This window comes from Stenotrophomonas maltophilia, assembly GCF_039555535.1.
GTDB classification, from domain to species: Bacteria; Pseudomonadota; Gammaproteobacteria; order Xanthomonadales; family Xanthomonadaceae; genus Stenotrophomonas; species Stenotrophomonas maltophilia_Q.
This window is the reverse complement of sequence record NZ_CP154630.1, coordinates 495,752-507,552: the sequence shown is the minus strand read 5'-3', so window position 1 is coordinate 507,552 and position 11,801 is coordinate 495,752. Positions and strand designations below refer to the sequence as shown.

The 11,801-nt window shown below is 67.9% G+C and carries 8 protein-coding genes; 4 read left to right on the top strand and 4 right to left on the bottom strand.

The genetic code is table 11. From position 1 onward, the window contains the following. The first annotated feature begins 123 nt into the window (after positions 1-123). Positions 124-1,644: a tetratricopeptide repeat protein gene (locus tag AASM09_RS02270; protein ID WP_049428391.1), complete on the top strand. Its 1,521-nt coding sequence runs from the start codon at positions 124-126 to the stop codon at positions 1,642-1,644. 93 nt (positions 1,645-1,737) lie between these two features. On the opposite strand, the gene AASM09_RS02265 is transcribed toward AASM09_RS02270, so the two are convergent. Both AASM09_RS02265 and cycA read right to left on the bottom strand, forming a co-directional pair. Beyond that, on the bottom strand, positions 1,738-2,514 hold the full coding sequence (locus tag AASM09_RS02265) for a lytic transglycosylase domain-containing protein (protein ID WP_049428393.1): 777 nt from the start codon (positions 2,512-2,514) through the stop codon (positions 1,738-1,740). 288 nt (positions 2,515-2,802) lie between these two features. Then, a complete protein-coding gene (gene cycA / locus AASM09_RS02260) occupies positions 2,803-4,176 on the bottom strand; it encodes a D-serine/D-alanine/glycine transporter (RefSeq protein ID WP_049428395.1) in 1,374 nt (457 codons plus the stop codon). A 228-nt stretch (positions 4,177-4,404) separates the two neighbouring features. On the opposite strand from cycA, the gene AASM09_RS02255 reads away from it, so the two are divergent. Beyond that, positions 4,405-6,021 (top strand): EAL domain-containing protein, encoded by a 1,617-nt coding sequence (locus AASM09_RS02255; protein ID WP_049428397.1) that lies wholly within the window; start codon positions 4,405-4,407, stop codon positions 6,019-6,021. Positions 6,022-6,359: 338 nt separating this feature from the next. Here AASM09_RS02255 and AASM09_RS02250 read toward each other — a convergent pair whose 3' ends face one another. Beyond that, positions 6,360-7,544: an MFS transporter gene (locus AASM09_RS02250; protein ID WP_049428400.1), complete on the bottom strand. Its 1,185-nt coding sequence runs from the start codon at positions 7,542-7,544 to the stop codon at positions 6,360-6,362. Next, positions 7,541-8,719 carry a serine hydrolase domain-containing protein gene (locus AASM09_RS02245; RefSeq protein WP_049428402.1) on the bottom strand — a complete coding sequence of 393 codons (1,179 nt, stop codon included), beginning with the start codon at positions 8,717-8,719 and terminating at the stop codon, positions 7,541-7,543. Before AASM09_RS02245 ends, AASM09_RS02250 begins: the two co-directional genes overlap by 4 nt. A 228-nt stretch (positions 8,720-8,947) precedes the next feature. Here AASM09_RS02245 and AASM09_RS02240 point away from each other — a divergent pair, with 228 nt between their 5' ends. Continuing rightward, positions 8,948-9,847, top strand: a complete 900-nt coding sequence (locus tag AASM09_RS02240; protein ID WP_049428404.1) for a LysR family transcriptional regulator — start codon at positions 8,948-8,950, stop codon at positions 9,845-9,847. 263 nt (positions 9,848-10,110) lie between these two features. Continuing rightward, on the top strand, positions 10,111-11,718 hold the full coding sequence (locus AASM09_RS02235) for an ATP-binding cassette domain-containing protein (RefSeq protein ID WP_049428406.1): 1,608 nt from the start codon (positions 10,111-10,113) through the stop codon (positions 11,716-11,718). The last annotated feature ends 83 nt before the right edge of the window (positions 11,719-11,801 follow it).

Below are 11,801 nucleotides of genomic sequence, written 5' to 3'. Positions count from 1 at the left end.
TAGACGCTGAACGCACGAATCGCCATGGCCAATCGTGCGGTCAAACGCCAGAGTTCCATCCATCGCGCTTGTTCTCGCCGGCCACAGCAGGTTCAATGCGGTTCCCACGGATGGAGATCCTCCATGCCCCGCACGCTCCCCCTCGCCGCCCTGCTGATCGCCACGCTGGCCAGCACGCCCGTGTCCGCCTCGATCACGGTGGCACCCCAGAAGCCGTCGGTTACCAGCGACGCGGTACACATGGCCTACGCCACGCGCTGGGATGAGGCGATCCAGCAGTCGCGCAGCGGCAACACGCTGGGCGCGCTGATTGCCATGGAACAGCTGATGGAGGATCCGCTGCTGGACGACTTCGACGCCGAGCGACGGGGCCGCGCCTCGCAGGTGGCCGGCTGGACCGCACTGGTGCAGAAGAAGCCGGCCCAGGCCCGCCGTTATCTGCAGCGGGCGATGGAAGCGTTGCCCGACGATACGCAGATCCTGCTCACCGTGATGTCGGTGGAGCTGTCCGAGAACCAGCCTGCGGCGGCCACCCGCTATCTGGTGCAGGCGCTGAAACATGCCGACGGGCCCGTGCCACTCGATCACCAGACGATCGGCTACCTGCAGTATCGCCTGCACGATCAGCCACGACAGCGCATGGACCTGCTGCAGGCGCTGTTCGACAACGGCTGGAAGAGCGGTGGCTTGGAGCCGGCCGGACTGTGGCTGGCGCTGGCCACGCTGCAGGCCGAGAACGGCCGCGGCGATGCGATCCCGGCCACGCTGGCCCGCATCGACAGCCCGGCCGAGATCATCCAGCTGCGCAGCGACAAGCGCTTCGACCGCTATGTCGACCGTGCCGATCCGCGCTTCGACCCGGTACAGGTCGCGCAGAAGCACCTGGACGACCTGCGGGTGTCCGGCCTGCTTGATCGCAAGCTGGACGCGCGCATGGCCCAGTTCAGCGTCACGCTGCTGATGCTGGACCGCAATGAAGAAGTGCTGGCACTGACCGACGGCATGGCCCGTGCGGCCGCCGAAGGTGAATCGCCGTCGGCGGAGGAAGCCGAGTGGGTGGCGTGGCTGCTCAACAGCCGGTTCACCGCGTTGCGCCGGTTGGGCCGCACCGACGATGCCCTGGCGGCGGCGCAACAGGCGGCCCGCATCGGCGCACTCGGCCCGGACGACATCGAGCACCGGCTGAATGTCGGCTTCGTGTTCACTTCGCTGGGACGTATGCAGGATGCAGCGCAGGCCGTGAAGGACCTCCCCGGTCTCGGCGCCTACGGCAAAGCCGCACAAGCCCTGGTGCAGTTCGCTGCCGCCCGCGAACGCGGCGATGCCCAGGCAATGGAAGCCGCACGCTCGGTGATCCTCGCCCAGCGCGACGACGCGCGCCTGTTCCATCGCGAGATGCTGCTGGACGAAGACAACCTGGACGGCGCAGCAGCGGTGCTGATCGAACAGCTGCGCTCCCCCACCGACCGTGGCGAGACGCTGGCCAGCCTGCAGGACATGCGCACCTATCCGTCATTGCCGGGCGACGTGAAGATCGATGCGGCCTGGCGTGCGCTCAAGCAACGCGCCGACGTGCAGGCCGAAGTTGCACGCGTCGGCCGGATCGAGCGCTACGAACTGGTCAGTACCTCGACCTCGCGCTGAGCGGCTTTTGTGTAGAGCCGAGCCCATGCTCGGCTGCGCCAATTGCAGCCGAGCATGGGCTCGGCTCTACACCACGCGTACAGCGCCACTGGCCTAGCGCGCGGGCACCTCGGTGCGGATGCCCATCGCTTCGCGGTAGCGTGCGTACAGCGCCATCACCTTGTCCACATAGGCCAGGGTTTCGGCATACGGCGGCACGCCCTTGTAGCGGGTGACCGCACCGATGCCCGCGTTGTAGGCCGCTGCCGCCAGCGGCCTGTCACCGTTGTAGCGGCGCAGCAGCGCGCGCATGTAGCGCGCGCCCCCCTCGATCGACTGCTGCGGCGAGAACGGATCGCGCACACCGAATTCCTGCGCGGTCTCGGGCATCAGCTGCATCACGCCCTGCGCACCTTTGCTCGAGACCGCCAGCGCATCGAAGTTGCTTTCGGCATGGGCAATCGCGCGCAACCAGGCGTCATCCACGCCGGTAGCCTTGGCGGCGGCCTTGAACTGCTTGGCATGCTGGGCCAGCTGCGGTTTGCCGACCTTGCCAAGGCCCTCGTGGGCAGGCTCTCCCGGCGGCGTGGCCACGGTGAACTTCAGGAACACCCGCGAACCAGGCAGGTTGCGGGTGGAATAGACCAGCACGCCATCCTGCTCGCGCTCGTACAGCACACCACTGAACACACCCATGTTGCCCCACAGGTTCGGGGCCTGGATGGCGTTGTCGTCGATTTCCTTCGGGGTGCAACGTGAGCCGGGTTCCGGGGCAGTGGCCAGGCTCACGGTGTTGCCCTGCACGCAGCGGTAGACGGTGCGTGCGGCGGCCAGCCCGGGCCACAGGCTGGGCAGCAACAACAGCGCGAGCAGGAAGGGGCGACGGGACATGGCGGCCGGATGATCCGGCCACGCCCGCTAATGTTGGGTGAATGGGGATGGGGCGGGTACCGGGACCCGCAACGGAACTGGAACTGGAACCGGCACCGGTAGCTGCACCGGTAGAGTCGACTGTTAGTCGACTATCGCGCGCAGCGCGGGGATTTGCGGTGGCCCATGGGAGAGCAGTCGACTAACAGTCGACTCTACCGATTTCCGACGTTCCGACGTTCCGGTTTCCGACGTTCCGATCTCCAACGTTCGCGATTTCCGGCATTGCCGCCCCCTCCGCATCCCCGGTCATTTCGCCGTTCTGCATCGCACCCAGTACCCCACGCCCAGCAGCACGAACCACACCGGGCTGGCCATCAACGCCTGGCGGGTGTCACCCTGCAGGCTCAGCAGCACCAGTACGCCGGCGAAGAACACCAGGCAGGCCCAGCACATGGCGACGCCGCCGGGCATCTTGAAGATCGAAGCAGCGTGGCGCTCCGGGTAGCGACGGCGATAAGCCATGTAGGCCACCAGGATCAGCGACCAGACGAAGATGAAGAGCACGGTGGCCAGCGTGGTCACCAGGGTGAACGCCGTCACCAGGTTCGGGATCAGGTAGATCAGCAGCGTGCCACCCAGCAGGCACAGGCAGGAGAACAGCAGGCCACGGGCCGGCACGGCGGCGCGTGACAACTTCGACAACCCGCGCGGGGCGTGGCCTTCCTCGGCCAGGCCGTACAGCATGCGGCTGGTGGAGAAGATGCCGCTGTTGGCCGACGACGTGGCCGAGGTCAGTACCACGAAGTTGATCAGGCTGGCCGCGGCCGGAATACCGGCCAGCACGAACAGCTGCACGAACGGGCTTTTGTCCGGCACCACCTGGCGCCACGGGGTGACGGCCATGATCGCGATCAGCGCCAGTACGTAGAAGATGATGATGCGCACCGGAATCGAATTGATCGCCTTGGGCAGGTTGCGCTCGGGGTCGGCGGTTTCGGCGGCGGTGGTGCCGACCAGCTCGATGCCGACGAAGGCGAACACCGCAATCTGGAAGCCGGCGAAGAAGCCAACCAGCCCCATCGGGAACATGCCGCCGTCATTCCACAGGTTGGACAGCGCCGCGGTGTGACCGCTGGGCGAGGTGAAGCCCCACGCCACCAATCCGGCACCGGTGATGATCAGCGCGCAGATCGCCACGATCTTGATCAGCGCAAACCAGAATTCCATTTCACCGAACAGCTTCACCGTCACCAGGTTCAACGACAGCAGCAGCATCACGCACGCCAGCGCCGGCTTCCAGGCTTCAAGCCCGGGGAACCAGAACTGCGCGTAGGCGGCAATCGCGATCACGTCGGCGATGGCGGTGACGATCCAGCAGAACCAGTACGTCCATCCACAGAAGAATCCGGCCCATGGGCCGAGCAGATCGGTGGAGAAATCGATGAAGGACTTGTAGTTCAGGTTGGACAGCAGCAGCTCGCCCATCGCGCGCATCACGAAGAACAGCATCGCGCCGATGATCAGGTAGACGAAGACGATGGACGGGCCCGCCAGGCTGATGGTCTTGCCCGAGCCCATGAACAGCCCGGTGCCGATGGCACCGCCGATGGCGATCAGTTGCAGGTGGCGGTTGGACAGGCTGCGGCGCAGGTGCTCGGGGGGCGTGGCGGGCTCGGTCATGGGCGCGGGAAGGGGCGGGTGAAGCGTTCGACGGTAGTCCTCCGTGCGCCGAAGCGCCAGCGCCGGATGGGCTGATTCCGTCAAACCTGGCCGCTTTCATCACAATGTGACGAATTGCCGGGTCATGCCCATTCCGCCCGGCCCGGCGCCATGCTCAGATAGCCGCACCTGCCCACGGACCGGCCCGACCATGCGCCCTGCCCTGCCTGCACTGCTGGAGCCCCGGCCATGAGCCGCCTGCGCGTCATCATCGGCGGTACCGCGCTGGCCCTGCTGGCCGCCGCGGTACCGATCGCCGTCATGGCCTACGCCACCTGGGACCGTGCCGTCAGCGTGGAACAGGAACGCCTGCGCGACATCGCCGTGCGCACCCTTCGGCGATCGGACCTGTCCTACCACGAGGCACTGCACGCCCTGCAGTCGGCGCAGGCCAGCGTGGCACAACCGTGCACGCCCGAGCATATCCGGCGCATGCAGACGCTGGTAATGACCACGCCGGCGGCCGACCAGATGGGCTATTTCGAAGACGGCAAGCTGCGCTGCACCTCGTGGGGGACTTTCCATTCGGACGTGAACCAGCCCAAACCCGACCACGTCACCAGTGATGGCGCGGGAATCGCGGTGGACGTGCGCCCGGAGGCCAGCGGCCGGCGGCAGATGCTGGCGATCCTGTATGGCAGCTACGACGTGCTGATGGATCCGCGCCGCTTCGTCGACGTCATCGTCGATCCGCACGTGCGCCTGGCCCTGGCCAGCCCGGATGGGCGCCTGTTGGCCAAGCAGAAAGGCATGGACACGGCGTTGCTGGAAGCCATGCTGCGCAATCCTGGCGAGGGCCTGGACCAGAACACGCTGTACGCGACCGCACGCAACGAGGAATGGCTGGCGATCGCAACCACGCCACGTACCGCGCTGGCTGCCACGTTCCGGCAGCAGGCGTGGTTGTTCGTGCCGCTGGGCGTCCTGCTGGCTGCCGCCGGTGCCGGCCTGGTGATCTGGCTGTCGCGGCGCCGCCTGTCGCTGCGCGGTGAACTGGCCACCGCCATCCGCCGCCGCGAACTGTACCTGCACTACCAGCCGATCATCGAGCTGGATACCGGCATCTGCGTCGGCGCTGAGGCATTGATCCGCTGGCAGCGCCCGGATGGCACCCAGGTGCGTCCGGATCTGTTCATTCCGCTGGCCGAAGAGGCCGGCATGATCGCCGACGTCACCGACCTGGTAATCGAGAACGTGGTGCGCGACATGCGCGAGTTGCTGGTTGCCGATCGCAGCGCGCACATCGCGATCAATCTCGCCGCCGAGGACATCAGCAGCGGTCGTGCGTTGAAGATGATCTCCAAGCACATGGCCGGCAGCGGCATCCTGCCGCAACAGATCTGGATGGAGGCCACCGAGCGCGGCTTCCTCGACCTGGACCGCGCCCGCACGATGCTGGCGCAGGCGCGGCGCGCTGGCCACAGCGTGGCCATCGATGATTTCGGCGTGGGCTTCTCCAGCCTGCAGTACCTGGAGCAGCTGCCGCTGGATGCGCTGAAGATCGACAAGTCGTTCATCGATGCGATCGGCACCGAGAGCGCGACCAGCCCGGTGACCCCGCACATCATCGACATGGCCAAGGAACTGGGGCTGTGGGTGGTGGCCGAGGGCGTGGAGACCGAAGCACAGCTGGCCTACCTGCACAGCCGCAAGGTGGAATTCGGACAGGGCTGGCTGTTCTCGCGACCGCTGCCCCGGGATGAGTTCGTGGCGTTCCACCACAAGCGGCAGCAGCGCTACGGCGCGGCGCGGGAGGACATGCAGAATCCGCGCAGCGTGCCGATCGAGCGTGAGGGAGTGGAGTAGGACGGCGAACGGCGGAGCCCCTCGTGGGGGGTCGCGTACTGCTATCCCAGGGTTGGCCGGGACGGTCGGGTTCGCGGGGGACGCCGTAAACCCGTCCATGGGGGCTTGGCCGCGGCATCCATGCCGCGGACACCCCCGCGAACCCGACCGCCCCGGCCTCTGACAGGTTCCTGCAGCGTCCCACCCCGGAATCAACGGAAGAAGGCAAAAGCAAAAGCAAAAGCAAAAGCAAAGGCAAACGCGGGTCGCTACGCTCGGTGGATCCACGCCATGCGTGGATGGCGTGGACCACGGTAGTGCCGGCCGCTGGCCGGCACCACATCATCGATGATCGCCGCCTACGCCCAGGCCTTCGGTCGCGCCAGCAACCATGCAGCGGTCACCGCCAGCAGCAGCAACGGCAACCATCCCAACCGGGTGGGCCCACCGGCCTGCAGCAGCACACCACCCGCCACACCTCCCGCAGCAATGGCCAGGTTCCAGCCGGTCACCAGCATCGACTGCGCCAGATCCGCGGCGGCACCGGCACGGCGGGCGAGTGCGGTCTGGAACAGGGTTGGCACCGCGCCGAAGGCCACGCCCCACAGGATCGTTGCCAGCAGCAGTGCGGTCGCGTTGCCCGGCCACAGCAGCAGCGCCAGCACCGGCAGGATGAAACCGATCACCGCCGCCCACACCAGCATGCGCAGGTGGCGGTCCACGCCCCAGCCGGCAATACCGATGCCGGCAATCGCCGCCAGGCCGAAGGCCAGCAGCAGGCGGTCCAGCCACGGGCCCGCCCCCGCCTCCACTGCCAGCGGTTCGATGTAGGTGTAGAGCACGTTGTGTGCGAGCACGTACAGCACCATCACCAACAGTGCACTGCGCACGCCGGGCATGCGCCAGACCGCGCCCAGCGATGTGCGCTTGCCGGAACCCGCAGCAGGCAAGGCTGGCAGCGCCCAACGCGCATACGCCAGCAGCCCCACGCCCAGCACGCTCATCAATGCGAACGCCCAGCGCCAGCCAATCTGCTGGCCCAGCAGCGTGCCCGCCGGTACGCCCAGCGACAGCGCCAACGGCGATCCGACCATTGCCACCGCAATCGCCCGGCCCTGCAGCGAGGGCACCACCATGCGTGCGGCATAGCCGGCCACCAGCGACCACAGCAGCCCGCCGCTCACGCCCGCCAGGAAACGTGCGGCGAGGATCAGCGCATAGCTGCTGCTCAACGCGGTCAGCGTATTGACCACCACGAAGCCGGCAATCGCCGCCAGCAACAGCGGGCGTCGTGGCAGGCGCTGGGTCAGCGCGGTCATCGGCAATGCGGCCATCACCGAGCCCAGCGCATACACGCTCACCAGCTGCCCCACCGCCGCATCACTCACGCCCAGGCTGTCGCCCATCGGCCGCAATACACCGGCCGGCAACGTCTCGGTCAGCAGGGTGATGAAGCCGCCGCCGGCCAGTGCCAGCAGGCCGGCCCATGGCAGACGCGTGGCTTCACCGGCCGGGCTGGCCGCATCGATGGCATGGCCGCTCATCGTGCAGTCCCCAGGTCGGCATACACCGCATCACGCAGTTCATCGACAAAGGCGCCGTCCATGCCTTCGTACAGCGTGTTGGTCAGCGCTACCACGCTCAGGCCGCGCGCAGGATCGACGAACCAGCTGTGGCCGTAGGCACCGCCCCACCGCCATGTACCTGCGTTCTGCGGCGTACCGCTGGCGGCCGCATCGCGCAGCACCGCAAAGCCAAGACCAAAGCCCCAGCCGTGCGGTTCCGGCGGCCCCTGCTCGCCCACCTGCGGGGCCGCCATCTCCGCCACCAGCCGGGGCGGCAGCAGGCCGGAACGCTGCCCGTCGCGCAATGCCTCCAGTACCCGCATCACCTCATCGGCGGTACCCACCAGGCCCGCGCCGGCCGAAGGGAACCGGCTGGCATCGGTCGCGCGGGCAAGGCTGTACTCGATGCCCACCGTGCCCTCGAACGGAGCGACCACCTCGCCTTCGCGCAGGCGGTGCGGCTGCGGTGTGTCGGTGACATACGGCGTGGCCAGCCGCGCCGCATCCTGGGTGGCGAAGGCGGTGTCACGCAGGCCCAAGGGCGCAGCCAGCAAGCGGGCGAACAAGGCCTGCAGCGTTTCCCCGGTTGCCGCTTCGGCCACTGCGCCGGCCACGTCCACGCCCAGCGAATACATCCACTGGCTGCCCGGTGAGAACAGCAGTGGCGCCTGCCCGATGCAGCGCACGTTCTCGGCCAGGGTCAACGGGTTGGCATCCATGCCGTCGCTGACACCCGCGCGCGCATAGGGGCCATCCGCATCGGCTTCGAGGAAGCGGTAGCCCAGCCCACTGCTGTGGCTGAGCAGCTGGCGCAGGCTGATGGGCGGCGTGCTGCCATCGGCCAGCGCCGGGCGGAAGTCCGGCAGCCAGCGCTGCACCGGTGCATCCAGGTCGAGCACGCCCTCGGCCACCAGGCGCAGGATCACCGTGGTCAACAGCGGCTTGCTCACCGAGGCCAGCCGGAACAGCTGGTAGCGCTGCATCGGTATAGCCGACTCGCGATCCGCCAGGCCCGTGGCGCTGGCATGGCGCAGCACGCCGTGCTCGCGCACCAGCACCACCGCACCGACCAGGCGCTGCGGGTGGACCTGCTGCAGCAGCCGCTGCACCGAAGGCAGTGTCGGCACAGGTTCGAAGGAAGGAGCGGCATTCATCGCGGTGATCCGTGGGGGAGAGGCCGCCACGTTAGGCAGCGTGCGTCCGCGCAAAAAGCCGGTTGCCGCTCCGGGCATCATGGACCGCGCAGTCCGCAATCGGCATGATGGCCGGAACCGCGGGGCCGCAACGGTTCGCGCGCCCGCCCGCATCACAGTGTTGCAAAGCCGGGACCGCCCGCTGCGCTCCTGCCCACCTACCCTGCTGTTTTCACCGCCCGCACGCCCATGTCAGTCCTGGACAACCTCGCCAACCTGCAGACCTTCGTGCATGCCGCCGACACCCGCAGCTTCGTCGAGACCGGGCGCCTGCAGGGCATTTCCGCCTCGGCAGCGGGCAAGTGCGTGGCGCGGCTGGAGCACGCCCTGGGCGTGCGCCTGTTCCATCGCAGCACGCGCAGCATCACCCTCACAGCCGAGGGCCAGCTGTTCCTGGCTCGCTGCCGGCGCATCCTCGACGAGCGCGACGCTGCCCGCACCGAACTGGCGCAGCCACACGCCACGCCCCGCGGCACGCTGCGCATCAGCCTGCCGCTGGTGGGCGACCTCACCCTGCCGTTGATGGCCGAATTCATGGCGGCGTATCCGGATATCCGCCTGGACCTGGACTTCAGCGACCGCCTGGTCGATGTCATCGAGGAAGGTTTCGATGCGGTGCTGCGCGTTGGCGAACCCAGCGACTCGCGGATGAACGCACGCCGGCTGGGGGTATTCCCGCGGCGTGTCGTTGCCTCGCCGGGCTACCTGCAGCGCTGCGGCGTTCCGCGCACGCCGGCAGGCTTGATGCAGCACACGCTGCTGCACTATCGCTTCCCCACCACCGGCAAGCTGGAACCGTGGCCGATCCACTGGCCCGACGATGAAATGCCGCAGGAGCTTCCGGTGCACATGGTGGCCAACACCATCGAGGCGCGGGTAGCGCTCACACTGCGCGATATCGGCCTGGCCTTCGTGCCGGTGCACTCGGTGCGCGATGCGCTGGCCGACGGCCGCCTGGTCACGGTGCTGGACGAGCATGTGCATTCCTGCGGCACCTTCCATCTGCTGTGGCCGTCGGGCCGACACGTACTGCCGAAGCTGCGGGTGTTCATCGACTTCGTCGGCGCCCGCCTGGGTACCGTGCCGTAGATCCACGCCATGCGTGGATGCGTCTCGCGGCGAAAGGAAGCCGAGCATCGGCTCGGCTCTACAGAACCGCCCGACCATCGGTAGCGCCGGGCCATGCCCGGCGGCCGCACGCCTGACCATTCAGCCACTGCCGCTATACTGGACGCTCATTCCTCCCAGAGGCTCGCGACCAATGCGCCATTGATGCCGCCGTCTTCCCAACAGACGGCCTGACTCTTCCCGCCCCTGCGCGCAGGGGAGAACCCGGCATCCATGGAGGTCGCATGACCCCGCATTCCCTCACGCTCGATCGCGTGTCGTATCGACTGGCCGACGGCCGCCCGCTGTTTTCCGATCTGTCGTTTTCCTTCGATCCGGTTGCCACCGGCCTGGTCGGTGCCAATGGTGCCGGCAAGAGCGTGCTGGCACGCCTGCTGGCGGGCCGGCTGTTGCCCGACAGCGGCCAGGTACGCGGCAGCGGCCGCGTATTCCTGTTGCCCACGCCCGGCTATCCACCGTCCGGCACCGTGGGGGAGCTCGCCGGCGTCGGCGAGGAACTGGCTGCACTGGCGCGCATCGAAGCGGGCAGCATGGACGAAGCCGACTTCGCCCGCGTCGGCGACCGCTGGGATCTGCGCGAACGCCTGCAGCAGCAATGGCAGGCATTGCGGCTGCCGGACGATCTCGATCCCGCCCAGCCCGCCGCACGCCTCAGCGGTGGCCAGGCGATGCAGGTGGCGCTGTCCGGTGCCTGGGCCAGCGACGCCGACTGGCTCATCCTGGACGAACCCAGCAACCATCTCGACGTTCGGCATCGACAGCAGCTGTACGAACAGCTGCAGCAATGGCGTGGCGGCCTGCTGGCGATCAGCCACGATCGCGAGCTGCTTGGGCACATGCAGCAGATCGTCGAACTGGACGCGCGCGGACTGCACCGCTATGGCGGGCCGTGGCAGCACTACGCCGACGCGCGTGCCGCCGAACGCGAAGCTGCCGCCGCCCAGCTCGACCACGCGCGCGCCCAGCACCGCCAGCAGCAGCGCAGCGCGCGTGAACAGCACGAACGGCAGCAGCAACGCCAGGCACGCGGCAACCGCGATGCGAAGCAGGCCAACCAGGCGCCGATCCTGCTGGGCCGGCAGAAGCAGCGCGCCGAGGCCAGCCATGGCCGTGCTCAGCAGGTCCAGGCCGAGCGCCTGCAGGCCAGCGCCGACCAGCTGCGCGCAGCGGCATCAGCGGTTCACGCGGCGCCGGAACTGGCACTGTTTGCCGGTGAAGGCGAACGCGGCAGTTCACGCCTGCTGCAGGCAGAGTCGCTGGTGCTGCCGTACGGCTGCGTCGCACCCTTGCAGCTGGAGATCCGCCGCGGGCAGCGCATCGCTGTGATCGGTGACAACGGTGCTGGAAAATCCACCCTGCTGCGTGTGCTGGCAGGGCAGCTGCCTGCACGCAGTGGCACCGTGCAACGGCATGCGCCATTGGCACTGCTGGACCAGCAGCTGTTGGGATTGTCCGGCGGGCACAGCATCCTGGAGACGGTGCAGGCGGCGAACCCAGGTACCGATGTGGGAGAACTGCGCACGCGGCTGGCCCTGCTCGGGCTGGACGCACAGCGCATCCAGCGGGCAGCCAGCAGCCTCAGTGATGGCGAGCGGGTGAAGGGGGCGCTGGCCAGCGTGCTGTATGCCGATCCCGCACCCCAGCTGTTGCTGCTGGACGAACCCGGTAATGCGCTGGATCTGAGCGCGTTGCAGGCATTGGAAGAGCTGCTTGCTGCGTGGCCGGGGGCACTGATGATGGTCAGCCATGACCGGCATCTGCTGCAAGCATTGCGACCGACGCACGTGCTGCAGGTCACCGCCGACGCCTGGCAGTGGCGCGACGCGCTGTAGATCCACCACGCCATGCGTGGATTCGATTCTGTAGAGCCGAGCCCACGCTCGGCTGCAGTAGATCCACGCCATGCGTGGATGGA

Bases quoted from the DNA above. Each gene is read 5' to 3' on its own strand.
- AASM09_RS02270 (WP_049428391.1), top strand. From the start codon at position 124: ATGCCCCGCACGCTCCCCCTCGCCGCCCTGCTGATCGCCACGCTGGCC.
- AASM09_RS02265 (WP_049428393.1), bottom strand. From the start codon at position 2,514: ATGTCCCGTCGCCCCTTCCTGCTCGCGCTGTTGTTGCTGCCCAGCCTG.
- cycA (WP_049428395.1), bottom strand. From the start codon at position 4,176: ATGACCGAGCCCGCCACGCCCCCCGAGCACCTGCGCCGCAGCCTGTCC.
- AASM09_RS02255 (WP_049428397.1), top strand. From the start codon at position 4,405: ATGAGCCGCCTGCGCGTCATCATCGGCGGTACCGCGCTGGCCCTGCTG.
- AASM09_RS02250 (WP_049428400.1), bottom strand. From the start codon at position 7,544: ATGAGCGGCCATGCCATCGATGCGGCCAGCCCGGCCGGTGAAGCCACG.
- AASM09_RS02245 (WP_049428402.1), bottom strand. From the start codon at position 8,719: ATGAATGCCGCTCCTTCCTTCGAACCTGTGCCGACACTGCCTTCGGTG.
- AASM09_RS02240 (WP_049428404.1), top strand. From the start codon at position 8,948: ATGTCAGTCCTGGACAACCTCGCCAACCTGCAGACCTTCGTGCATGCC.
- AASM09_RS02235 (WP_049428406.1), top strand. From the start codon at position 10,111: ATGACCCCGCATTCCCTCACGCTCGATCGCGTGTCGTATCGACTGGCC.